Annotated in this window: 15 protein-coding genes and 2 pseudogenes; 12 read left to right on the forward strand and 5 right to left on the reverse strand. The window is 69.3% G+C overall.

The annotated features are described in order from the left end of the window. Window positions 1-83 precede the first annotated feature (83 nt). Window positions 84-470 (forward strand): DUF1304 domain-containing protein, encoded by a 387-nt coding sequence (locus MTAB308_RS06365; RefSeq protein ID WP_077098652.1) that lies wholly within the window; start codon window positions 84-86, stop codon window positions 468-470. A 123-nt stretch (window positions 471-593) separates the two neighbouring features. Further along, window positions 594-1313 (forward strand): hypothetical protein, encoded by a 720-nt coding sequence (locus MTAB308_RS06370; protein ID WP_077098653.1) that lies wholly within the window; start codon window positions 594-596, stop codon window positions 1311-1313. Between the two features lie 61 nt (window positions 1314-1374). Here the strand turns inward: MTAB308_RS06370 and car are convergent, their stop codons facing one another. Together car and gabT are read right to left on the reverse strand one after the other, a co-directional pair. Continuing rightward, on the reverse strand, window positions 1375-4848 hold the full coding sequence (car, locus tag MTAB308_RS06375; RefSeq protein ID WP_077098654.1) for a carboxylic acid reductase: 3474 nt from the start codon (window positions 4846-4848) through the stop codon (window positions 1375-1377). A 126-nt stretch (window positions 4849-4974) separates the two neighbouring features. After that, the gene (gene gabT / locus MTAB308_RS06380; RefSeq protein ID WP_077098655.1) at window positions 4975-6324 is read right to left on the reverse strand and encodes a 4-aminobutyrate--2-oxoglutarate transaminase; all 1350 of its coding nucleotides are present in this window, start codon (window positions 6322-6324) and stop codon (window positions 4975-4977) included. Between the two features lie 112 nt (window positions 6325-6436). On the opposite strand from gabT, the gene yajC reads away from it, so the two are divergent. The 7 genes and pseudogenes from yajC (at window position 6437) to MTAB308_RS06415 (ending at window position 17646) form a co-directional block, all read left to right on the forward strand. Then, on the forward strand, window positions 6437-6754 hold the full coding sequence (yajC, locus tag MTAB308_RS06385; protein ID WP_077098656.1) for a preprotein translocase subunit YajC: 318 nt from the start codon (window positions 6437-6439) through the stop codon (window positions 6752-6754). A 60-nt stretch (window positions 6755-6814) separates the two neighbouring features. Then, a pseudogene (gene secD, locus MTAB308_RS06390) lies at window positions 6815-8534 on the forward strand (protein translocase subunit SecD). Window positions 8535-8537: 3 nt separating this feature from the next. Beyond that, window positions 8538-9788 carry a protein translocase subunit SecF gene (gene secF, locus MTAB308_RS06395; protein WP_077098657.1) on the forward strand — a complete coding sequence of 417 codons (1251 nt, stop codon included), beginning with the start codon at window positions 8538-8540 and terminating at the stop codon, window positions 9786-9788. A 5-nt stretch (window positions 9789-9793) separates the two neighbouring features. Then, window positions 9794-11428, forward strand: a complete 1635-nt coding sequence (locus MTAB308_RS06400) for an ABC transporter substrate-binding protein (RefSeq protein ID WP_077098658.1) — start codon at window positions 9794-9796, stop codon at window positions 11426-11428. Next, window positions 11425-11967, forward strand: coding sequence for an adenine phosphoribosyltransferase (locus tag MTAB308_RS06405; protein WP_077098659.1), 543 nt, complete (start codon window positions 11425-11427; stop codon window positions 11965-11967). Before MTAB308_RS06400 ends, MTAB308_RS06405 begins: the two co-directional genes overlap by 4 nt. A 103-nt stretch (window positions 11968-12070) precedes the next feature. Further along, window positions 12071-14359 (forward strand): RelA/SpoT family protein, encoded by a 2289-nt coding sequence (locus tag MTAB308_RS06410; protein ID WP_245831321.1) that lies wholly within the window; start codon window positions 12071-12073, stop codon window positions 14357-14359. Window positions 14360-14472: 113 nt separating this feature from the next. Further along, window positions 14473-17646: an adenylate/guanylate cyclase domain-containing protein gene (locus MTAB308_RS06415; protein ID WP_077098660.1), complete on the forward strand. Its 3174-nt coding sequence runs from the start codon at window positions 14473-14475 to the stop codon at window positions 17644-17646. Window positions 17647-17660: 14 nt separating this feature from the next. Here the strand turns inward: MTAB308_RS06415 and MTAB308_RS30245 are convergent. The 3 genes and pseudogenes from MTAB308_RS30245 to MTAB308_RS06430 all read right to left on the reverse strand — a co-directional run. Continuing rightward, window positions 17661-18467 (reverse strand): annotated as a pseudogene (locus MTAB308_RS30245) (PE family protein); the annotation flags it as partial. Between the two features lie 294 nt (window positions 18468-18761). Continuing rightward, a complete protein-coding gene (locus MTAB308_RS06425; protein WP_077098662.1) occupies window positions 18762-20480 on the reverse strand; it encodes a protein kinase domain-containing protein in 1719 nt (572 codons plus the stop codon). A 79-nt stretch (window positions 20481-20559) separates the two neighbouring features. Then, the gene (locus tag MTAB308_RS06430; RefSeq protein WP_077098663.1) at window positions 20560-21459 is read right to left on the reverse strand and encodes a peptidylprolyl isomerase; all 900 of its coding nucleotides are present in this window, start codon (window positions 21457-21459) and stop codon (window positions 20560-20562) included. Between the two features lie 105 nt (window positions 21460-21564). On the opposite strand from MTAB308_RS06430, the gene MTAB308_RS06435 reads away from it, so the two are divergent. Genes MTAB308_RS06435 through MTAB308_RS06445 form a run of 3 tightly spaced genes read left to right on the forward strand, consistent with a single transcriptional unit; the run spans window position 21565 to window position 25040 of the window. After that, window positions 21565-22239, forward strand: a complete 675-nt coding sequence (locus MTAB308_RS06435) for an MBL fold metallo-hydrolase (RefSeq protein WP_077098664.1) — start codon at window positions 21565-21567, stop codon at window positions 22237-22239. Next, window positions 22236-23498 (forward strand): histidine--tRNA ligase, encoded by a 1263-nt coding sequence (gene hisS, locus MTAB308_RS06440; RefSeq protein WP_077098665.1) that lies wholly within the window; start codon window positions 22236-22238, stop codon window positions 23496-23498. Before MTAB308_RS06435 ends, hisS begins: the two co-directional genes overlap by 4 nt. Before the next feature lie 33 nt (window positions 23499-23531). Continuing rightward, window positions 23532-25040, forward strand: coding sequence for an HNH endonuclease signature motif containing protein (locus tag MTAB308_RS06445; protein WP_077098666.1), 1509 nt, complete (start codon window positions 23532-23534; stop codon window positions 25038-25040). Window positions 25041-25075 lie beyond the last annotated feature (35 nt).

Raw genomic sequence — 25075 nt, forward strand, 5'->3', positions numbered from 1 at the left:
CCGCCGTCGGGGCAGCCCGGACAATCGCCGGTCGGTATTGTTCTTGGCGCAGCAACGGGCTGTTCGACTAGCGAGGAGGAGCGATGCTCACCGCCGGGTTGGTGTTCGCCGCGCTGGCCGCCCTGTTGCACGTCTACATCTTCACGATGGAGTCGTTCACCTGGACCTCGGAACGCACCCGCGCCAGGTTCGGCACCTCGGCCGAAGAGGCCGAGGTCACCAAGCTGCTCGCCTTCAATCAGGGCTTCTACAACCTGTTCCTGGCGATCGTCACCGGCCTCGGCATTCCGCCCGTGCTGCTGGGGGACACCGCCGTCGGAGTGGCCCTCGTGCTGGCGGGCGTCGGATCGATGGCCGCCGCCGCGGTCGTGCTGTTGCTGTCCGCACCGGAGAAGGCGCGGGCCGCGCTCCTTCAGGGGACGTTCCCGGTGATCGCCATCATGTTGGTGGTGCTGGGCCTCTACCGGTAACACCGGCCACTGCAACCTCACCGGTCGCTAAACGCCGGGGCTTGGGGCGTGCCGGTTACATCCCGAGACCGCCGGGGTATGCAGCCGATGCTGAAGTAGTCCGGCGTCTATCGAGGAGAGTTGATGAGAAACGCACGAAGTGGCCGACCCAGCGCGTTGTGGATGCCACGCTCGCGCGGTGCGCTGAGCGGACTGATCCTGGTCATCCTGGGTGCCTGGGGTGCGTTGATCCCGTTTGTCGGTCCCCATTTCAATTTCGCCTACACCCCCGATCAGGACTGGGCGTGGAGCACGGCTCGGGGCTGGCTCGACGTGCTCCCCGGCGCGGCGACCGTCGCGGCGGGTTTGCTGCTCATCTTCTCGGGAAATCGGATCACCGCGATGGTGGGCGGGTGGCTGGCCGTGCTGGCCGGCGCGTGGTTTGTGATCGGTCGTGAGCTCGCCCCGATGCTGGGCATCGGTTCGGCCGGTGATCCGATCGCGGCGAGCGACCGCAAACGGGCCGCGCTCGAAGTCTCTTACTTCTCCGGTCTCGGCGCGCTGATCGTCTTCGTGGGCGGCGTCGCCATAGCGCGCCTTGCGGTGCGCCTGGCGAGCGACGTCGAAGCGCTGGCACGCGTGGAAGAGGCGCGGGCCGCGCGGGAGGCCGAACCGTCGCACGGGGAGCCCGCGTACGTGTCCGGCCTGCGGGAGACGCCCGAAGTGTCCTCGGGCGCGCTGACCCAGCCGCGGGTGGACCGGTACGGATCGGAAGGCGAGCCGAAGCGGGGATGGCGCCGCCAGCGCCCGGAGGGCGGGTCGCCCAACGCGGCCTACCTGCGCTGGCCGCACCCCCAACGCTGAACGCGCACAAAGCAATCGCCCAGCCCCGAACGGGGCTGGGCGATGTGCTGTTCGGCCTACCTCAGAGCAATCCGAGCAACTGCAGGTCGGTGATGTACTTGACGATGATCGGCGCCGAGACATGCGGGATGTCCTTGTCGGGGCCGATTTTCGCCTCCTGCACCGCGGCGCGGAACTTCTCGGTCGGCGCCAGCGAACCGCGCAGCGGCTTCTCCGGCTTCTGGTAGTTGTGCAGCAGCGGCAGCAGCGAGTACTGGCGCTGCCGCTCCGGCAGGGCCCGCATCGACCCCTCGAACCGGCGCAGCCATTCGGCGTAGTCGGCGACCCGATGCAGCGGGTAGCCGGCGTCGATCAGCCAGTCGACGTATTCGTCGAGCCCGATGCCGTCGTCGTACGGGTTCATCACGTGGTACGTCTGGTAGCCCTCCGTCTGGGTTCCCAGGGTGGAGATCGCCGCGGCGATGAACTCGACGGGCAGCCCGTCGTAGTGGGCGCGCTGCCGGTTGCCGTCGGCGTCCAGCTCGTAGAACGAACCGGGCGCCACGCCGGTGGCCACCAGGCTCAGCATCAGCCGGGTGAACATGTCCGGCAGGTTGAGCTGTCCCGCGTAGGTGGTGTCGGCCAGGATCATGTCGCACCGGAACACCGCCACGGGCAGGCCGCACAGGTCGTGGGCCTCGCGCAGCAGCACCTCGCCGGCCCACTTGCTGTTGCCGTAGCCGTTGGCGTAGTTGTCGTTGATCGCCCGCGTCGCGCTGATCTCGCGGATGTCGGCGTCCTCGACGAACTTGCCCGGCTCGATCTGGTCGCCCACACCGATCGTCGACGTGTAGAGGTACGGCTTCTGCCTGGTGGTCAGCGCGAGCCGGATCAGCTCGGCGGTGCCCAGCGCGTTGGGGCCGAACAGCTCGCTGTACGGCAGCACGTGGTTGACCAGGGCCGCCGGGTCGACGATGAGGTCGACGGTGTCGGCCAGCCGCTGCCACGTCGCCTGGTCCAGGCCGAGGTTGGCCTCACCCTTGTCGCCGGCGAGGACCTCGAGGTGGTCGGCGGCCAGCTCACGGTAGTGCTCCAGCAGCTTGGGGTCGCCGCTGTCGAAGGTGTTGTCCAGCCGGGCGCGGGCCTCCTCGTCGGAGCGCGCCCGCACCAGCGCGATCACCTTGCCGTCGACCAGGTCCATCCGTTCGAGCCAGTCGAGCGCCAGGTAGCGGCCGAGGAAGCCGGTGGACCCGGTCAAGAGCACGGTCCGCACCTCGGAGGCCGGCTTCGGCAGCTCGGGCGCGGCGGCCAGCGTCGACGCCTCGAGGAACTTGTCGAGCGTCAGGTCGCTCGCGTGCACCTCGGTCGTGTCGCGGCCATGCACGGCCGCGAACGTGGGCCGCTTGGTGCCCTTGCGCTCGGCCTCGATGTAGTCCGCGATGGCCCGCAGGTCGTTGGCCGGGCTGACGACGACGCCCACCGGCACGTCGACGTCGAAGATCTCGCGCAGCAGGTTGCCGAATGTCAAGGCGGACAACGAGTCACCGCCGAGGTCGGTGAAGTGGGCCTCGGGGGACAGGTCGCTGGTCGCGGTGCCCAGCATCGCGACCGCGGCCCGGCTCACCGTCTGCAGGACCGGGGCGTCCGCGCCGCTGCGGCGCAGCTCGCTGAGCTCGTTGGCCTGGCTCTGGGCCAGTTCGGCGTAGAGCGCTTCGAGCCGCTCGCCGTAGTGCGCCTTGAGCTTCGGCCACGCCAGCTTGCGGATCCCCGTCAACAGGCCGTTCTCCAGGCTGAACGGCGTGGTCTCGATGATGAAGTCGCGCGGCACCTCATAAGACTGCAGGCCCGCGTCGCGCGCGACGTTCTGCAGCGAATCGGCGATCAGCGGCTTCAGCTCGTCGGGCTGGTAGCGCGCCAGGGCCTCCTCGGTCGGGACGACGACGGCCAGCAGGTAGGGCTGCGCGCTGTTGCCGTAGATGTAGATCTGGCGCACCAGCGGGCTGTTGCCGAACTCCGCCTCCAGCTTGGCCAGCGTGACGAACTCGCCCTGCGCGAGCTTGAGCACGTTGTTGCGGCGGTCCACGTACACCAGCCGGTCGGGGGCCACCTCGGCGAAGACGTCGCCGGTCCGGTAGTAGCCGTCCTCGTCGAACACGTTGGCCGTGGTCTCGGCCCGCTTGTAGTAGCCGGGGAACATGTTCGCGGTCTTGAGCAGCAGCTCGCCCCGCGGGTGCGGCCGGTCGGTGGCGAAGTAGCCCAGGTCGGGAACGTCGACCAGCTTGTAGTCGATGACCGGCGGGCGCTGGATCTCGCCGTCGAACAGGACCATGCCGGCCTCGGTGGAGCCGTAGCCGTCCAACAGGTGCATCTCGAGCAGCGACTCGACCCAATTGCGCAGTTCGGGGGAGGTGGGCGCCGAGCCCGTCATCGCGAAGATGAACCGCCCGCCCAGCAGGTACTGCCGCTGCTCGTCGAGGACCTGCTCCGCGGGGACCCCGCGGTCGACCTGGCGCTGGAATTCGGCGTACAGGGTCTCCCAGATGCGCGGCACGAAGTTCAACTCGGTGGGGCGGACCAGCTCGAGGTCCTCGAGCAGCGTGGAGAGGTCGCTGCGGGCGGCGAAGTAGGCGGTGCCGCCGTTGCCGAGGGTGCCGTAGAGGATGCCGCGCCCCATGACGTGGCTCATCGGCATGAAGTTGAGGGTGATCGACGCGGCGCTCGGACCGAACCAGTTCCTGGCGGACCGGCACCACATCTTGCCGACGTTGCCGGCGCGGTACATCGCGCCCTTGGGCGCGCCGGTGCTGCCGGAGGTGTAGATCAGCAGCGCCAGCGGGTCGTCCTCGTCGGAGGCGGGGAGGGGCGCGGACGGCAGCGACGTCCCGCGCTCGAGGAGCTCGGCCAGGGTCTCGACAGTGACCGCGGTGTCGCGCAGCCGGTCGCGCGCGGCCTCGACCGCCTCGCGCTCGTCGTCGACCTCGGGGTGGTAGTCGAAGACCACCAGCTTGGCCGGGGTGTGGCCGGTCAGGATCAACTCGACGGCGTCGGGCACCTGGTTCACGCTCGCCGCGATGACGGCGGGTTCGGTCTCGGCCACGATGGGCTGCAGCTGCGCGAGCGCCGCGCTGGTCTGCAGCGGCACGGACACCGCGCCGAGCTGAGCCAGCGCGACGTCGATGGTCGTGAAGTCGACGCTGTTGAAGCCCAGTACGGCGACCCGGTCGCCCGGCCGCACCGAGTCGGCGGTCAGCCCTCGCGCCAGCGCACCGGCGCGTTCGTTCAGCTGGCGGTAGGTGATGGTCTCGTAGCGGGGGAGCAGCTCGAGCGAGGTGCGTCCGGTCTTGGGGTCCTTGACGAACTCCACCACGCGCTGCCCCAGGGCCGGGCGGTCGGCGTAACCCTCGAGCACGGTCTGGATGATCTGCGCAAGGCGCAGTCCGGGCTGCTCAAGGGCCTCGGCGACCGCCGGGTCGGGCCGCGCGGCGGCGAACTGAGGGTCGTTGGCGGTGAGGTCGTCGACTCGGCGTGCGAGCCGCTGTTCGGGAGTAGTCGACATAGGTGTTCCTTGATTCGCTGAAAAGGTGATCCGAAGCGCGACGCTGCGCTGACAACTAGAACGTTAGCTAAACTAATGGTATTCCTCAACGAGACACCGATGGTGTGATCTTTCGCACCCCCGGGGCTAGAGGTCGCGCAGCAGCCTGCCCAGGATGTCGATCCCCTCGATCAACAGCTCGTCGCTGATGGTCAGCGGCGGCAGCAGCCGGATGATGTTGCCGAACATTCCGCACGTCAACACGATCACGCCGGCCGCGTGGGCCGCCGTGGACAGCCGCTTGGTCAGGTCCGCATCGGGCTCGGCGGTTCCCGACTTCACCAGCTCGAGGGCGATCATGGCGCCCCGGCCGCGCACGTCGCCGATCCGGTCATCGCCGGCCTGCAGGCGCAGCAGCGGTTCGGTGATCAGCCGTTCCAGTTGCCGCGCCCGCTCGACCAGTCCGTCACTCTCGATGGTTGCGATGGTGGCCAGCGCCGCCGCGCACGCGACCGGGTTTCCGCCGAACGTGCCGCCCAAACCGCCGACGTGCGATGCGTCCATGATTTCCGCGCGCCCGGTGACCGCCGACAGCGGCAGTCCGTCGGCGATGCCCTTGGCGGTGCAGATCAGGTCCGGCACCAGACCTGCTGGCCCCTCGTGCTCGCAGGCGAACATCGCGCCGGTGCGCGCGAAGCCGGTCTGCACCTCGTCGGCGATGAACACCACGTCGTTGCGGCGGCACCAGTCGAGCAGCGCGGGCAGGAATCCCTCTGCGGGAACGATGAATCCGCCTTCGCCGGCGATCGGCTCGATGATGACGGCCGCCAGGCTGTCGGCGCCGACCTGGTTTTCGATGATGCCGATCGTGCGCGCGGCGGCCTTCTCGCCGTCGGTGGCGAGCTCCTTGTCGTGCAGCCCGTCCCGGTAGGGGTAGGACAGCGGCGCCCGGTACACCTCCGGCGCGAACGGGCCGAAGCCGCTCTTGTAGGGCATGGATTTGGCGGTGAGCGCCATCGCCAGGTTGGTGCGCCCGTGATAGGCGTGGTTGAACGCCACCACCGCGGGCTTGCGGGTGTAGGCCCGGGCGACCTTGACGGCGTTCTCGACGGCCTCGGCGCCGGAGTTGAACAACACCGAGCGCTTCCCGCCCGAGCCCGGGGTGATCCGGTTGAGCTCCTCGGCGACGGCGATGTACTCCTCGTACGGGGTCACCATGAAGCAGGTGTGGGTGAAGTCGTCCACCTGCGCGCGCACCGCGTCCACGACGCGGGGCGACGAGTTGCCGATCGTGGTGACGGCGATGCCGGAACCCAGGTCGATGAGCCGGTTGCCGTCGACGTCCTCGACGATCCCGCCGCCGGCGCGCGCGACGTACACCGGCACGGAGACGTTGACCCCGCCCGAGACCGCGGCGGCCCGGCGCTTGTTCAGCTCCAGCGATGTGGGACCGGGGATTTCGGTGACCAGCTGGCGGCTCTGTTCGAGGCTGGCCACGACGTCCTCCTCACCGCGGCGCGGCTGTCACGTCGCCGCTCAAGCCTATCCGCTACGGCGCGAGGGAGCGGGGTCAGTAGGTGGCGACCTGCGGTGCTGGCAGACTGGCCGCATGGAAAGCTTGATCCTGTTCTTGCCGTTCGTGATCATCATGATCGGCGTCATGTACTTCGCGTCGCGTCGCCAGCGCCGGGCGATGCAGGCCACCATCGACCTGCAGGATTCGTTGCAGCCAGGCGACCGGGTGCACACCACGTCCGGGTTGCAGGGCACCATCGTCGCGATCACCGAGGACACCGTCGACCTGGAGATCGCGCCCGGCGTGCTGACGACATGGATGAAGCTGGCCGTGCGCGACAAGATCCTGCCCGACGACCCCACAGACCAGGACTTGGAAGAATCCGAGGGACTGACCGACCCGGGCCGATAGGCCCGAGACACGTAGGCTCTGTCAGGGCAAGAAACCGATTCTCAAGGAGATACGAGGAACGTGGCATCGTCTTCGGCGCCGGTGCACCCTGCCCGCTACCTGTCGGTTTTCCTGTTGCTGCTGGTCGGCGTCTACCTGCTGGTGTTTCTCACCGGCGACAAGCGGGCCGCGCCGAAGCTCGGCATCGACCTGCAGGGCGGCACCCGCGTCACGCTGACCGCCCGCACGCCGGACGGCTCGCGGCCGAGCCGGGAGGCCCTGGCGCAGGCGCAGCAGATCATCAGCGCGCGGGTGAACGGGCTCGGCGTGTCCGGTTCGGAGGTCGTGGTCGACGGCGACAACCTGGTGATCACCGTGCCCGGCAGCGACGGCAGCGAGGCGCGCAACCTCGGACAGACCGCACGGCTCTACATCCGGCCGGTGCTGAACTCGATGCCGGCGCAGGCCGCTCAGCCCAAGCCCCCCGCCCAGGCGCCCCCGCCGGGCGCCTGGGCGGGGGGCTTGGGCTGAGCCACCGCCGCCGCCCGGCCAACCCGGCGCGCAACCGAGGCCCTACCCGCAGGACCCGCCGAGCCCGGCGCCGGGCCCCGCACCGGCACCCGCACCCGCACCGGCGGCGCCGCCGCCCGCGGCGCCCGCGCCGCCCGACCCGCGCAAGGACCTCGCCGACCGCATCGCCGAGGAGAAGGAGTGGCGGCAGAGCACCCGCCAGGGCATCCAGTACCTCGCGCTGCAGTTCCAGGCGACCCAGTGCGATAAGAAGGACGACATCCTCGCCGGCAACGACGACCCGGCCCTGCCGCTGGTGACCTGCTCGACCGACCACAAGGTCGCCTACCTGCTGGGTCCGTCGATCATCAGCGGCGACCAGATCGCGGACGCCACGGCGAGCCAGAACCAGCGCGGCCTCGGCTACGTCGTCGACCTGCAGTTCAAGCCCGCCGCGGCCAACACCTGGGCGGACTTCACCGCCGCCCACGTCGGCACCCAGACCGCGTTCACGCTGGACTCCCAGGTGGTCAGCGCTCCGATGATCCAGGAGGCCATCCCCGGCGGGCGCACCCAAATCTCCGGAGGCCAGCCGCCGTTCAACGCCTCCACCGCCAAGCAGCTGGCCAACGTCTTGAAATACGGGTCGCTGCCGCTGTCCTTCGAATCCTCGGAGGCCCAAACCGTCTCGGCGACACTGGGATTGACCTCGCTGCGGGCCGGCCTGCTCGCCGGCGCCATCGGCCTGGTTCTGGTGTTGGTGTACTCGTTGCTCTACTACCGCGTGCTGGGTTTGCTCACGGCGTTGTCGCTGAGCGCTTCCGGCGCAATGGTTTTCGCGATCCTGGTGATCCTGGGCCGCCAGATCAACTACACCCTGGACCTGGCGGGCATCGCGGGTCTGATCATCGGCATCGGCACCACCGCCGACTCGTTCGTGGTCTTCTTCGAACGCATCAAAGACGAGATACGAGAAGGCCGTTCGTTCCGGTCGGCGGTGCCGCGGGGATGGGTGCGGGCCCGCAAGACAATCGTGTCGGGCAACGCCGTCACCTTCCTGGCCGCCGCGGTGCTGTACGCCCTGGCGATCGGCCAGGTGCGGGGGTTCGCGTTCACCCTGGGCCTGACCACGATCCTCGACATCGTGGTGGTGTTCCTGGTGACCTGGCCGCTGGTCTACCTGGCCTCCAAGTCGTCCACGCTGGCCCAGCCCGCGTACAACGGCCTGGGGGCGGTGCAACAGGTCGCGCGCGAACGCCGGGCGGCGGACGTGAAGACGGGACGGGGCTAACGCATGACTTCCTCCAAGGCGTCCGAGGGCGCGGCCGAGCTGACCGGCGGCGCCCAGCCGCCCCACCACAACTTCATCTCCCGGCTCTATACGGGCACCGGCGCGTTCGAGGTGATCGGGCGCCGCAAGCTGTGGTACGGGATCAGCGGCGCGATCGTCGCGGTCGCGCTGCTCAGCATCGTCCTGCGGGGCTTCACCTTCGGGATCGACTTCAAGGGCGGCACCACGGTCTCGATGCCGCGGGGCAACGCGCAGACGGCCCAGGTGTCCGAGGTGTTCCGCAAGGCCATCGGCAAGGACCCGGAGTCGGTGGTCATCGTCGGCAACGGCGCCTCGGCGACGGTGCAGATCCGCTCGGAAACGCTGACCAACGACCAGACCACCAAGCTGCGCAATGCCCTGTTCGACGCGTTCCAGCCGAAGGGCAACGACGGCAAGCCCAGCAAGCAGGCCATCAGCGACTCGGCGGTGTCTGAGACCTGGGGCGACCAGATCACCAAGAAGGCGCTGATCGCGCTGGTGGTGTTCCTGGCGCTGGTCAGCCTGTACATCACCGTGCGCTACGAGCGCTATATGGCGATCTCCGCGCTGACCACCATGTGTTTCGACCTGACCGTCACCGCCGGCGTGTATTCGCTGGTCGGCTTCGAGGTCAGCCCGGCCACGGTCATCGGCCTGCTGACCATCCTGGGCTTCTCGCTCTACGACACCGTCATCGTGTTCGACAAGGTCGAGGAGAACACCCGCGATTTCCAGCACACCAACCGGCGCACCTTCGCCGAGCACGCGAACCTGGCGATCAACCAGACCTTCATGCGCTCGATCAACACCAGCCTGATCGGCGTGCTGCCGGTGCTGGCGCTGATGGTCGTCGCGGTGTGGCTGCTGGGTGTCGGCACGCTGAAGGACCTGGCGCTGGTGCAGCTGGTGGGCATCCTGGTCGGCACCTATTCCTCGATCTTCTTCGCCACCCCGCTGCTGGTCACCCTGCGCGAACGCACCGAGCTGGTGCGCACCCACACGCGCCGGGTCCTCAAGCGGCGCAAGCCCTCCCACGAGTCGTCGCCCGAAGAGCCCGTCGAGGTGAGCTCGCAAGCCGTCGAAGTGGCCGAGACCGCCGAGACGCCCGAGGCGCCCGCGGAGACCGAGGCGGCCAGCAAGCCCGCGGCGAACAAGCCGGCGCCGGGCGCACGGCCGGTGCGCCCCACCGGAACCCGGCGCCCGAGCGGCAAGCGAAACGCCGGCCGGCGGTAGCCCCGATGGCCACCTGGTGTCGGCTCGGATTGGCCGGGCTCGTGGTGGCGGCTTTCGGGCTGACGGCCTGTTCGGGTAGCGCCGCCTCGAAGATCGATTACGTGGTCGACGGCCCGCTGGGCAGCTACAACACCAACACCGTCGCCGGTGCCGCCTCGGCGGGGGCGCAGGCGTTCGCCCGCACGCTCACCGGCTTCGGCTATCACGGCCCGGACGGGCAGGTCGTCGCCGACCACGACTTCGGGACGGTCTCGGTCGTCGGCGGGTCGCCGCTGGTGCTCGACTACCAGATCGCCGACAACGCCGTCTACAGCGACGGCAAGCCGGTGACCTGCGACGACCTCGTCCTGGCCTGGGCGGCGCAATCCGGGCGGTTCCCCGGCTTCGACGCCGCCAGCCAGGCCGGTTACGTCGACATCGCCAACATCGAGTGCATCCCGGGACAGAAGAAGGCGCGGGTGTCCTTCGTCCCCGACCGCGGGGTCGTCGACTACAACCAGCTGTTCGGCGCGACCTCGATGATGCCGTCCCACGTCATCGCCGACGAGCTGAACGTGGACGTGACCGCCGCGCTGCTGAGCAACAACTCGCAGGTCGTGCAGCAGATCGCCAGGCTGTGGAACACCACCTGGGACCTCAAGCCCGGCCTGGACCTGAAGCGCTTCCCGTCGTCGGGGCCGTACAAGATCGAATCCATGCTCAGCGGCGGCGCCGTGGTGCTGGTCGCCAACGACCGCTGGTGGGGTCCCAAGCCGATCACCAAGCGCATCACCGTGTGGCCGCAGGGGCCCGATATCCAGGACCGGGTGAACAACCGCAGCGTCGACGTGGTCGACGTCGCGTCCGGCTCGTCCGGGACGCTGTCCACCCCGGACAACTACGAGCGCACCGAGTCGCCCTCGGACGGCATCGCGCAGCTGATCTTCGCGCCACAGGGGCCCCTGGCGCAGCCCAAGGCCCGGCGCGCCGTCGCGCTGTGCACCCCGCGCGACACGATCGCGCACGACGCCGGGGTGGCGATCGCCAACACGCGCCTGCAGCCCGCCACCGACGACGCGATCGCCGCCGGTGAGGGCGCCGCCGAGGCCGGCCCGTTTGCCAAGGCGGACCCCGCCGCGGCCCGCGACGCGCTGGGCGGCGAACCGCTGCCCGTGCGGATCGGTTACCAGGGGCCCAACGCGCGGCTGGCGGTGACCGTGGGGGTCATCACCAAGTCCTGCGCCGCGGCCGGGATCACCGTGGCCGACACCAAGCTGGACACCCCGGGGCCGCAGGCGCTGCGGGACGGCAAGATCGACGTGCTGCTGGCCAGCACCGGCGGGGCCAGCGGCAGCGGCTCGACCGGTTCCTCGGCGATGGACGCCTACGACCTGCACAGCGGCAACGGCAATAACCTGTCCGGGTACTCGAATCCCCAGGTCGACACCGCGATCAGCGCGCTGGCCGTGTCCGCCGACCCCGCCGAGCGCGCCAGGCTGCTTACGCAGGCGGCTCCGATCCTGTGGGCCGACATGCCGACCCTGCCCCTGTACCGCCAGCAGCGCACGCTGCTGAAGTCGAAGAAGATGTACGCCGTGAGCAGGAATCCGACGCGCTGGGGCGTGGGCTGGAACATGGACCGATGGGCGCTGGTCGAGTGACGGGCGCCGGCGGCAGCACGCCGGTGGCCGACCTGATCGCGTCCCTGGCCCGGGATGTCGCGGATTTTCCGAAGCCCGGCGTCCAGTTCAAGGACCTCACCCCCGTCTTCGCCGACCGGGCCGGCATGACGGCGGTCGTCGACGCGCTGATCGACGTCGCGTCCGGCGCGGACCTGGTGGCCGGCATCGACTCCCGCGGCTTCCTGGTGGCCGCGGCCGTCGCCGGCCGGCTGGGCACGGGGGTGCTGGCCATTCGGAAGTCCGGCAAGCTGCCACCGCCGGTGCACGCCGAGCAGTACGCCCTGGAGTACGGCACCGCCACCCTGGAGATCCCCGCCGACGGGATCGATTTGCGCGGCCGCGACGTTGTCATCATCGACGACGTGCTTGCCACCGGCGGCACCCTGGGCGCCGCCGCCCGGCTGCTGCACCGCGCCGGGGCCCACGTGCGCGCGGCCGCGGTGGTCATGGAACTGACCGCGCTGGGCGGTCGCGAGGCCATCGCGCCCCTGCCCGTGTTCAGCCTGAGCACGGCCTAGCCATCGCACATAAGCGATATCCTCGAGGTCGGAGGTGACCAACGTGGCTGACGAGAAGAGCGCGGCGCCGGCCCTCGACGCGCCCGCGGACGTCACCCAACCCCTGCTGGTCGGGGAGCCGCCGGTCGAGAAGACGAGCGCCTCGCGGCGGGTCCGGGCCCGGCTTGCCCGCCGGATGACGGCCCAGCGCAGCACGCTGAACCCCGTGCTCGAGCCGCTGGTCGCGGTGCACCGCGAGGTCTACCCCAAAGCGGATTTGTCGATACTGCAACGCGCCTTCGAGGTCGCCGACCAGCGGCACGCGACCCAGTTGCGCCACTCCGGTGACCCCTACATCACCCACCCGCTGGCCGTCGCCAACATCCTGGCCGAATTGGGCATGGACACCACCACTTTGGTGGCCGCGCTGCTGCACGACACCGTCGAGGACACCGGCTACACGCTCGAGGCGTTGAGCGAGGAATTCGGCGAGGAGGTCGGCCACCTCGTCGACGGCGTGACCAAGCTGGACCGGGTGGTGCTGGGCAGCGCCGCCGAGGGCGAGACCATCCGCAAAATGATCACCGCCATGGCCCGCGACCCGCGGGTGCTGGTGATCAAGGTCGCCGACCGGCTGCACAACATGCGCACCATGCGCTTCCTGCCGCCCGAAAAGCAGGCGCGAAAGGCCCGCGAGACGCTGGAAGTCATTGCGCCCCTTGCCCATCGGCTGGGCATGGCCAGCGTCAAGTGGGAGCTGGAGGACCTGTCCTTCGCGATCCTGCACCCCAAGAAGTACGAGGAGATCGTACGGCTGGTCGCCGGCCGCGCGCCGTCGCGGGACACCTACCTGGCCAAGGTCCGCACCGAGATCATCAACACGCTGAACGCGTCGAAGATCAAGGCGACCGTGGAGGGCCGGCCCAAGCACTACTGGTCGATCTACCAGAAGATGATCGTCAAGGGACGCGACTTCGACGACATCCACGACCTGGTCGGCATCCGCATCCTGTGCGATGAGATCCGGGACTGTTACGCCGCTGTCGGCGTGGTGCATTCGCTGTGGCAGCCGATGGCCGGGCGGTTCAAAGACTACATCGCCCAGCCCAGATACGGGGTGTATCAGTCGCTGCACACCACCGTCGTCGGGCCGGAGGGCAAGCCGCTGGAAATCCAGATCCGCACCCGCGACATGCACCGCACCGCCGAATACGGCATCGCCGCACACTGGCGCTACAAGGAAGCCAAGGGCCGCAACGGGGTTCCGCACCCGCACGCCACCGCCGAGATCGACGACATGGCCTGGATGCGCCAACTGCTCGACTGGCAGCGGGAGGCGGCAGACCCCGGCGAGTTCCTGGAGTCGCTGCGGTACGACCTTGCGGTCCAGGAGATCTTCGTCTTCACGCCCAAGGGCGACGTCATCACGCTGCCGACGGGGTCGACGCCGATCGATTTCGCGTACGCCGTGCACACCGAGGTCGGCCACCGCTGCATCGGCGCGAGGGTCAACGGCCGCCTGGTGGCGCTGGAACGCAAGCTCGAAAACGGGGAAGTCGTCGAGGTTTTCACCTCCAAGGCGCCCAATGCGGGGCCGTCGCGGGACTGGCAGCAGTTCGTGGTGTCGCCGCGGGCCAAGGCGAAGATCCGGCAGTGGTTCGCCAAGGAGCGGCGTGAAGAGGCGCTGGAGGCCGGCAAGGAGGCGATGGCCCGCGAGGTGCGGCGCGGCGGACTTCCGTTGCAGCGCTTGGTCAATGGCGAGTCGATGGCCGCGGTGGCCCGCGAGCTGCACTACGCCGACGTGTCGGCGCTCTACACCGCGATCGGTGAGGGGCATGTGTCGGCGAAGCACGCCGTGCAGCGGCTGCTGGCCGAACTCGGCGGCATCGACCAGGCCGAGGAGGAACTCGCCGAGCGGTCCACGCCGACCACGATGCTGCGCCGCCCGCGCAGCAGCGACGATGTCGGGGTGTCGGTCCCCGGCGCCCCGGGTGTGCTGACCAAGCTGGCCAAGTGCTGCACCCCGGTGCCCGGCGACCAGATCATGGGGTTCGTCACCCGCGGCGGCGGGGTCAGCGTGCACCGCACCGACTGCACCAACGCCGCGTCGCTGCAACAGCAGTCCGAGCGCATCATCGAGGTGCTGTGGGCGCCGTCGGCGTCGTCGGTGTTCCTGGTCGCCATTCAGGTCGAGGCGCTCGACCGGCACCGGCTGCTGTCGGACATCACCCGGGTGCTCGCCGACGAGAAGGTCAACATCCTCTCGGCGTCGGTCACCACCTCGGGTGACCGGGTCGCGATCAGCCGGTTCACCTTTGAGATGGGCGACCCCAAGCACCTCGGGCATCTGCTCAACGTGGTGCGCAACGTCGAAGGCGTGTACGACGTCTACCGGGTGACCTCGGCGGCTTAACGCCAACGCTAAAGACGGCGCCCGAATGCATCGCTTCATTAACGGTGTTGTTCGCCGCCAAACGCCTTATTCTTGGCGGATCGGGGGCCGGACCGCGGATCGGTGGTGTTCGGATGACGACGGCGGGCTTGGCGTGCGTGTCCTGCGGTACCGACCTGCCGCCGGACTCCAAGTTCTGCAATCAGTGCGGGTCTCCGGTTGCCGGTGCGGGCACACCGGCGGAGTACAAGCAGGTGACTGTGCTGTTCGCCGACATGGTGCGCTCGATGGACATCGCGAGCGCGCTCGATATGGAGCGGTCGCGCGAGATCATGACCGAAGTCGTCGAGCGGTCGGCCGGGGTCGTGCGCCGCTACGGCGGCACGGTCGAATACTACGGCGACGGGCTGATGGCGCTGTTCGGCGCACCAATTGCGTTGGAGGATCACGCTTTTCGTGCATGCCTGGCCTCGCTGGCCGTCCAGGAGGAGGTGAACCGGCTGGCGGCCGAAGTAACCCGCCGTGATGGCGTGCCGGTGCGGCTGCGGGTGGGCCTGAATTCGGGGCGGGTGATCGCCGGTCAGACAGGCTCGGGTTCGCTGAGGTATGCCGCGACCGGTGAGCCCGTTGGGTTCGCCGAGCGGATGCAATCTGTGGCGCCGCCGGGCGGCGTGATGGTGTCGGAGTCGACGGCACGCCTGGTCGAACAGAGCGTCACGCTGACCGAGCCGGAGTGGGTGCGCGTCAAGGGCACCGACCAGCCGGTACGCGCGCGCCGACTGGTGGGAGTAGGTCCGCGGCATGGACCGCTCCGGCGCGCAGAGGCGATGCTGGTCGGTCGCCGCCGGGAGATGGCGGCCCTGGACGCCATGGTGGACCGCGCGATCAGTGGCCGCGGTGGTGTAGTGGCGGTGGTGGGACCGCCGGGCATCGGCAAGAGCCGAACGGCCCGTGAGACGGCGGCCTTGGCAGCCGGTCGCGGGCTCGAGGTGTTTTGGGCCTTCTGCGAATCGCACGCCAACGACATCCCCTTCCGTGTTGTCGCACAGCTACTGCGTGCGTCCACCGGCGTGGTTGACCTCGACAGGGAAGCCGCTCGCGTGCGAGTGCGGGAACAGCTTCCCGGTGCCGACCCGCAGGATCTGCTGCTGCTCGACGATCTGCTGGGCATCGCGGACCTCGATGTGCCGCTTCCCCAGATCGATCCGGATGCGCGGCGGCGCCGCTTGACCGCGCTGATCAACGCGACGTCGCTGGCCACCACCCGACCGGCGCTCTTCGTCATCGAAGACGCTCAGTGGATCGATGCGGTCAGCGAGTCGATGCTGGCCGACTTCCTCACCGTCATCCCGCAGACCCCGTCCACCGTGTTGATCACCGCCCGCCCCGAGTACCGGGGAGCGTTGACACGGGTGCACGACGTGGAGACGATTATGCTTGCGGCACTGAACGATTCGGACACCGCGGCGCTGATCGCCGAGCTGCTGGGATCGGATCCCTCGGTCGGCGAGCTCGCGGAGATCATCGTTGGACGGGCCGCCGGGAATCCGTTCTTTGCCGAGGAGATGGTGCGCGAGTTGGCCCAGCGCGGCGTGCTGACCGGCGAGCATGGTGGCTACCGCCGGGTCGATGTCGCCGGGGTGACCGTGCCGGCCACGGTGCAGACCGCCATCGGGGCGCGCATCGACCTGTTGAACGCCTCGGCCAAGCGGACGTTGCACGCGGCGTCGGTGATCGGCGCCCGCTTCGGGGCAGATCTGCTGGCTGCGTTGGGCATCGACGCGGTGCTCGACGAGCCGCTGGGCGCGGAGCTCATCGATCAGGTGCGGTTCACCCCAACCGCCGAGTACGCCTTCCGCCACCCGCTGATCCGCGCGGTGGCCTACGAATCGCAACTCAAATCCGATCGCGCCGAGTTGCACCGGCGCGTTGCAGCCGCCATCGAAGCAGGTGACCCGGCAGCAGCTGACGAAAATTCAGCCCTAATTGCGGCGCATCTAGAGGCCGCCGGTGATTCGCATGCCGCCTACGGCTGGCACATGCGGGCGGCAACCTGGGCGACCTACCGCGATATCAACGCTGCGCGACTGAGCTGGGAGCGCGCCCAGAAGATCGCCGACGTGCTACCCGCCGATGACCCAAACCGAACAGCGATGCGCATTGCTCCGCGTACCATGTTGTGCGGGGTCGCCTACCGAGTTTATGAGCCGGTGGCCGGCACCCGTTTTGGGGAGTTGCGGGAGTTGTGCGCCGCCGCCGGGGACAAGGCGTCGCTGGCCATCGGGATGGCCGGGTTGATAATCGATCACGCGTTTGCGGACCGGGTGTGCGAAGCGTCGCAGGTGGCATCGGAAGCCTGGACTTTGATCGAGTCGATCGGTGATCCGATCCTCGCGGTGGGACTGTCTATGCCGCTGCTCTATGCCAAGGCCGAGACCGCCGACTTCGCTGACACGCTGCGCTGGGCGCAGCGAGTGATCGACCTGGCCGACGGTGACCCGACTAAGGGCGACTTCCTCTTCGGAGCGCCGCTAGCGATCGCTATTACGGCGCGGGGTGTGGCCCGGTCGTTCCTGGGTCATCCCGGGTGGCGCGACGACCTGCGGGACGGCCTGGCCATTGCTGACGAATTCGACCCGATGTCGGCCGCCACGGTTGTCGGCTGGACTTATTCCACGGGCGTAGTTTTCGGCCTGCTCAACCCCGACGATCGCGTAGTGCGTAACATCGAGAATGCCCTGCAGAATGCGGAACGAGCCGGTGATGACTTCGCGTTGTCCCAAGCCAAGGTGACGCTGGGCCTTGCGCTGGTACACCGCCCCACGGCCGCCGACCGTAGTCGGGGGCAGCAGCTTCTGGCCGACGTCACCGACCTATGCCAACCGCGGGGACAGGCGTTATGCGACCTCTGGCTCGTCAATGTCTACTGGGCACGCGAGCTAGCTCGGGACGGGGACCGCGATCAGGCCATACCGCTGATGCGTGCCGCCGTCGACCATCTGTTCCGCGAAGGACGACTGTGCCTGCATGGCATTGCAACGACCGGTGTGCTGGTGGAGACCCTGCTCGATCGCGCCGCCAACGGGGACGTGGCCGAAGCTGAGGCCGCGATCGAACGGTTGGCGTCGGCGCCGGGCGACGAGGGTTTGGTGATACGGAACGTCTTGCTGCTGCGGCTGCGCGCGCTGCTGGCCCGCGCCCGCGGCGACGATGTCGCCTACCGCGATTACCGGGATCGCTATCGCGCCATGGCGGAATCGCTTGGCTACAAAGGTCACATCGCCTGGGCTCAGGAGATGTGCGGCTAGGGCAACCCGTTCAGCCCGGGTAGGCCGAGCAGCGCGATGGTGCCGCCGGTGCCGGGGGTGCCCAAGGTCGCGCCGACTCCGGCGTTGCCGCCGTTGCCGCCCGCGCCGAGGATCACCCCTAGGCCGTTGCCGCCGTTGCCGCCGTTGCCGCCCGTCGTGACGCCGTCTCCGCCGGCGCCGCCGGCTCCGCCGGCGCCCACGAGGAGTGGGCCGGCCTGGCCGCCGGCCCCGCCGTTCCCGCCGACCGTGCTGTCGCTGAATCCGCCGGCCCCGCCGGGCCCGCCGGGTCCGAGGAACGGCCCGGGGGTGCCGCCGTGCCCGCCGCCGTTACCGCCATTCTGGCCGGGCGCGCCGGAGCCGCCGGCGCCACCGATGCCGAACAGCCACCCGCCGGGCTGGCCGTTTTGTCCGGTGCCCGGGGCCCCGTTGGCGCCGTTGCCGATCAGCGGGCGCCCGGTCAGCGCCACGCTGGGCACATTGATCGCGTTGAGCAGATCCTGCCCTACCGTCTGCGCCGGATTGGCCGCAAACGCCGCAACATTGGCGGCCTCCGCGCTGACATAGGATCCCGCACCGGCGGTCAGGGTCTGCACAAACTGGTCATGAAACGCCGCCGCCTGCGCGCTGAGTGCCTGAAACTGCTGACCATGGGCGGAGAACAGCGCCGCGATGGCGGCCGACACCTCATCCTCAGCAGCGTTCAGCAGCCCCGTAGTCGGGGCTGCCGCCGCCGTGCTGGCCGCGCTGAGCGTCGAGCCGATACTGGCCAAGTCGGAAGACGCCGACGCGATGATCTCCGGCGCCGCGATCACATACGACATGTCGATCCACCTACTAGCTGGCCCCTGGTTGTCACGAGCCCGGCGGGCCTCCTACCGCCAGAACAGGTATGGCTTATCGTCTGGCGGTGCTGCGGCGGGGCATTAAGTAACCGACTACTGCAGTTCGAGTAACCGACTACTGCTCTTCCTCGCCTGGGCGCGGTCGGGCATCTATCTCCACCCGCGCGACGTCAGCGGGAATCTCAGTCTCTTTGCGCCTTTGGCACATGTGGCTTTCCACGGTGCGGATGGAAAGGCTCAGTCGCTCGACGTGCGATCGGCCGACTTTGGCCGCTAGCCCACCCGCACCGAGTTGATCGTCACGGTGCTGGCGGGATTGCCCCTCGTGCGACCGCCGGCGATCCCCGCCTTGGCGATCTTGTCGAGGGTGTCCAGGCCCGCCTGGTCGATCGAGGCGAACACCGTGGACGTCGGCTCGATCTCGGCATCCCGGTACACCATGAAGAACTGGCTTTCGTTGGTGTTGGGCCCGTTCGTGGCCATCGCGACCGTCCCGCGCGGATAGATCACGGTGGCCTTGAGCGCGGGATCGTCGGCCTTGTATTGGTTGGTGGGATATTCGTCGGCGAATTCATAACCGGCGCCCCCGCCGCCGTCGGCATCGCCGCCGCCGAACAGCAGCGTCCCCCCTTCCGGCTCGTCGATGATGCGCCCGCAAATGGTGTTGTCGAAAAAGCCCTGCCTCGCGAGGCTGGTGAAGCTGTTCACCGTGCACGGGGACTCGTTGTTGGCGAGCTGGATGCCGATATCGCCGAAGTTGGTCGAGATGACGGCGTGGATCTGGGCCGGCTCGGTGGGCACCCTGCCGGACGGCGGCGGGGTGGCGGGCTTGCTTGCCGGATCCGGCGACGGCGGGTATTGGCAGTCGGCGCCGACGCCGGGTGGGGGCGCGAACGCCGGCAGCGGCGGCACGGTCGCGCCGGCCGCGGCGGACGTCCCCGGGGCCGCCCCCGGTCTGGTGGGCACCCGGGCGCGGGTCGGGGTGGGCGACGCCGCGCTGTTCGTGGAGCCGTGGCTCTGGGTCACCAGGGAAATGACCAGGGCGACCACCGCCGCCAGCGCGATCACCGACCCGCCGACGATGCCCAGGACCAGGCGCCGGTTCGAGGTCCTCGCCGGGGCAGGCGGCGGGGCGGGTGCCGCGGCGGCGGGCGCCACCGAGTCGACGTGGCCGGTGAGCGCCGCCCGGGCGGCCTCGGCGAGCTCGACCGCCGACTGGTAGCGGGCGTCGGGGTCCTTGGCCATGCCGCGGGATATCACCGCGTCGAAGGCCGGCGGTATGCCGGGTGCCATGATCGATGCTCGCGGCGGCGGCGCGTTGACGTGTGCGTGCAGCTGTTCTTCGAGGCTGTCGCCGGGGTAGGGGCGGCTTCCGGTCAGGCACTCGTAGAGCACGCACGCCAGCGAATACACGTCGGCGCGCTGATCCGTTGTCCCCCTGAAACGCTCGGGCGCCAGGTACGCCACGGTGCCCATCGTGGCGCCGGTGTGGGTCAGTTGGGTGTCGGACTCCGCGCGGGCCAGGCCGAAGTCGATCAGGTAGACGAAATTGTGCGCGGTGGTCACCAGGATGTTCTTCGGCTTGATGTCGCGGTGCACCAGTCCCACCCGGTGGGCGCTATCCAGCGCGGCCGCAACCTGTTCGATCACCGCGACCGTGCGCTCGGGGGACAGCCGTCCGCCGCTTTCGTCGATGTACTGTGACAGGTCGCGGCCCTCGATCAGCCGCATGTCGACGTACAGCTGGCCGTCGATCTCGCCGTAGCCGTGGATGGGCACGATGTGCGGGTCGTTGAGGCCGGCCGCGATGCGCGCCTCCCGGCGGAAGCGGTGCTGAAAGTCCTGATCCTCGGCCAGATGTGGCGGGAGCACTTTGAGAGCCACCACCCGATCGGTGGACGCATCGTAGGCGCGGTAGACGCGCCCCATGCCACCGCGGCCCAGCAACTCCACTATTTGGTAATGACCGAAGGACTCCGGATCAATACTCACCCCACGAACCCTAAACCGTGGAAGGTGTGAGTCTGGTGATTCTCAGCAATCTGCGCGATGGTGTTGAGCTGCCCCGGGTTTAGTCGAGCAGCAGCGACTTGATGGTGACTTCGCTGGCCGGCGCCCCGTCTTCGCCGCCGCCGGCAACGCCGGCCTTGGCGATCTTGTCCAGGACGGCCAGCCCGTCGGCCTGGATGGTGCCGAAGACCGTGTACTGGGGCGGCAGCTGCGAGTCCTTGTACACCATGAAGAACTGGCTGCCGTTGGTGCCGGGCCCGGCGTTGGCCATCGCCAGGGTGCCGCGCGGATAGAGCACCGGCTGCTGCAGCTTGGGGTCGTTGGGCGGGTATTGGTCGGTCGGGTATTCGTTGGCGAATTGATAGCCGGGGCCGCCGGTGCCGTCGCCCTTGGGGTCGCCACATTGCAGCACGCCCAGCGTGTCCGAGGTGGTCAACCGGTGGCATTTGGTGTCGTCGAAGTACTTCTGGCCGATCAGGCTGGCGAAACTGTTGACGGTGCAAGGCGATTCGTTGTTCGCCAGCATCAGGCCGATGTTGCCCTGGCTGGTCGCCATGCTGGCGCTCACCTGGGCCGGGTCGGTCGGGACCTTGCCGGTGCGCGGGGGCTTGACCTGTTTGGCGGCCGGGTCCGAGGACGCCGGGTATTGGCAGTTGGCGCCGAGATTGGCCGACGGCTTGAACGCCGGCAGCGGCGGAACGGGCGGCGTCGGCCCGGCGGGCGTCGTCGTGTCCGGGGCGCTGCTGGCGGCGGGGCTGCTCGTCGGTGTGGCGGTGGTGCTCTTGTGCTCGTGTTTGGTGTTGACGATCGCGATCACCACCGCCGCGATCACGGCCACCGCCGCGATCGAGCCCCCGGCGATCACCATGGCGCGGCGCCTCTTGGCTTGCTTCTGGCGCCGCTCGAGCTGCCGTTCGAGTTTGCGCTTGGCGCTGGCACGTCGCTGTTCGTTGGTCGGCACGGCCGGTATGCCTCCATGTCGGTCGATAGGGCCCGAGCTAGCCAGCCCAGGCTAATGTGGGCGTCCTGACCGGCGCCAACCGGGCCCCGTGGGAAACTGGGAACCGTGTTGATCACCGGATTCCCCGCCGGCATGTTGGCGTGCAACTGCTATGTGCTGGCCGAACGCCCCGGAGCCGACGCCGTCGTCGTCGATCCCGGCCAGCGTGCGATGGGCGCGCTGCGGCGAATCCTCGACGAGAATCGGCTGACCCCGGCCGCGGTGCTCCTCACCCACGGCCACATCGACCACATGTGGTCCGCCCAGAAGGTTTCCGACACCTTCGGCTGCCCCACCTACATCCACCCCGAGGACCGCTTCATGCTGACCGACCCCATCGTCGGCCTCGGACCGCGGCTGGCGCAGGTGGTGGCGGGCGCCTTCTTCCGCGAGCCCAGACAGGTGGTGGAGCTGGACCGCGACGGCGACAAGCTGGACCTGGGCAGCGTGACCGTCAACGTGGATCACACGCCGGGGCACACGCGCGGATCGGTGGTCTTCCGGGTCGCCGGCGGGAGCAAGGACGGAAAGGACCTAGCCTTCACCGGCGACACGCTGTTCGAGCGCTCGGTGGGCCGCACGGACCTGTTCGGCGGCAGCGGCCGCGACCTGTTGACGTCGATCATGGACAAGCTCTTGGTGCTCGACGACGACACCGTGGTGCTGCCCGGCCACGGCAACGCCACCACCATCGGTGCCGAGCGGCGTTTCAACCCGTTCCTCGAGGGCCTGAGCCGGTGACGGAGTTCTCCGCTCCCAAGGGGGTGCCGGACTACCTGCCGCCCGAGTCGGCGCAGTTCGTCGCGGTGCGCGACGGACTGCTGGGGGCGGCGCGGCGGGCCGGTTACGGCGACGTCGAGCTGCCCGTCTTCGAAGACACCGCCCTATTCGCCCGCGGCGTAGGCGAATCCACCGACGTCGTCTCCAAGGAGATGTACACGTTCGCCGACCGCGGTGACCGCTCGGTGACGCTGCGGCCGGAGGGCACCGCCGGCGTGGTGCGCGCGGTGATCGAGCACGGCCTCGACCGCGGCGCGCTGCCGGTGAAGCTCTGTTACGCGGGTCCGTTCTTCCGCTACGAACGCCCGCAGGCCGGCCGGTATCGCCAGCTGCAGCAGGTCGGGGTGGAGGCGATCGGCGTCGACGATCCCGCGCTGGACGCCGAGGTGATCGCCGTCGCCGACGCCGGCTTCCGCTCGCTGGGCCTGGCCGGCTTCCGGCTGGAGATCACCTCCCTGGGCGACGACAGCTGCCGCCCGCAATATCGGGAACTGTTGCAGGAGTTCCTGTTTGGCCTGGACCTCGACGAGGAGACGCTGCGGCGCGCGCGGCTGAATCCGCTGCGCGTGCTCGACGACAAGCGGCCCGCGGTGCGCGCGATGACGGCCGACGCGCCGGTCCTGCTGGATCACCTCTCCGACGGCGCCAAGCAGCACTTCGACACGGTGCTGGCGCACCTGGACGCGCTCGGGGTGCCGTACGTCATCAACCCGCGGATGGTGCGCGGGCTGGATTACTACACCAAGACCACGTTCGAGTTCGTGCACGACGGCCTGGGCGCGCAGTCCGGCATCGGCGGCGGCGGCCGCTACGACGGCCTGATGCGCGAGCTCGGCGGACAAGACCTGTCGGGCATCGGATTTGGGCTCGGCGTGGACCGGACCCTGCTGGCCCTGCGCGCCGAGGGGAAGAGCGTGGGGGAGACCGCCCGCTGCGACGTGTTCGGGGTGCCGCTGAGCGAGCCGGCCAAGCTCACCCTGGCGGTGCTCGGGGCGCGGCTGCGCGCCGCCGGCGTCCGCGTCGACCTGGCCTACGGCGACCGCGGGCTCAAGGGCGCGATGCGCGCGGCCGACCGTTCCGGCGCGCGGGTCGCGCTGGTGGCGGGCGACCGGGACCTCGAGTCCGGGACCGTCGGGGTCAAGGATCTGGGGACAGGCGATCAGGTGTCCGTGCCCGTGGATTCCGTCGTCGCCGACGTGCTGGCGCGTCTGGGCGGCTGAGTTCTGTCACACCCCGGTGGCATACTCGAACACATGTTCGAAGACGTGCGGGCTCGGTTCGACGAGATGATCGAGCGACGCTATCCGTCCAAGACGGCGGAGTCGGCGGAGATGGTGGAGCGCATCGGCGCGGCTTGGCGGGCGGAGAACCGGGACGCGGCCGCGCAACTGGCCGCGATCCACGAGTTGTTCAGGTACCGGTTGTCGCGGTGCGCGGAGAGCGAGGACTGGGCGATCGACACCATGGCGGCGGTGGCCGCGGAGGTCGCGGCCGCGCTGCGGGTAAGCCAGGGCCTGGCGGCCAGCCGGCTGCGCTATGCCCGGGCGATGCGTGAGCGCCTGCCCCGGGTCGCCGAGGTGTTTCGGGCGGGTGACATCGACTACCGGACGTTTCAGACGATCGTGTTTCGCACCGATCTGATCACCGACGATGAGGTGTTGGCGGGCGTGGATGCGAAGCTGGGGGCCAACGTGGCGCGCTGGCCGTCGATGAGTCGGGGGCGGCTGGCCGGGCAGGTGGACAAGATCGTGGCCAGAGCCGACGCCGATGCCGTGCGCCGGCGCCGGGAGGCCCAGCGCGATCGCGAGATCTGGATCGGCGAACGGGTCCAGGACGGGCTCTCGGAGATCCACGGCACCCTGTTCGCCCCGGACGCGCACGCGTTGGAAAAGCGGCTGGATGCGCTGGCGGCCACGGTGTGTGCGCACGATCCGCGCAGCCGTGAGCAGCGCCGCGCCGACGCGCTGGGCGCGTTGGCGGCCGGGGCGGATCGGCTGGGCTGCCGGTGCGGGCGCGCCGATTGTGCGTCGGGCAAACGTCCGGCGGCCGGCCCGGTGGTGATCCATGTGATCGCCGAGCAGGCGACCCTCGAGGGCGGTACGGCGCCGGGGTCGGAGGTGGGTGCCGACGGGCTCGTCCCGCCCGAACTCGTGCGGGAATTTGCCGCCTCAGCCAAGCTGGTGCCGCTGATCCACCCCGGCGATGCCCCACCCGAAAACGGTTACCTGCCTTCGAAGGCGTTGGCCGATTTCGTGCGCTGCCGGGATCTGACGTGTCGCTGGCCGGGCTGCGACTGCCCCGCGGTGCAATGCGATCTCGACCACACCATCCCCTACGGCCAGGGCGGGCTCACCCACGCGTCAAACCTCAAGTGCTACTGCAGAACTCATCACCTGATCAAGACGTTCATGGGCTGGGCCGACCAACAGCTGGCCGACGGGACGTTGATCCTCACTTCCCCGGCCGGGCACACCTATGTGACCACGCCGGGCAGCGCGCTGCTGTTTCCGAGTTTGTGTCGGGCGGTGGGCGGGTTCGCCGCCGCCGAGGCCGACCCGCCGGCCGATTGCTGCGGCGAGCGGACCGCGATGATGCCCACCCGCCGTCGCACCCGCGCCCAAGATCGCGCGTACCGCATCGCCGCCGAACGCCGACACAATCGGGAGGCCCGCGAAGCACGCACGGCCCCGGCCGCGGACTACTGGACCTACGGCGGACCCGCCCCGCCCGACGACGACGACGACGACCCACCACCTTTCTAGCGGCGCGCTTGACAACGCAATCGAACTATTGTTCG

It is taken from the genome of Mycobacterium terramassiliense (assembly GCF_900157385.1).
Lineage (GTDB): Bacteria > Actinomycetota > Actinomycetes > Mycobacteriales > Mycobacteriaceae > Mycobacterium > Mycobacterium terramassiliense.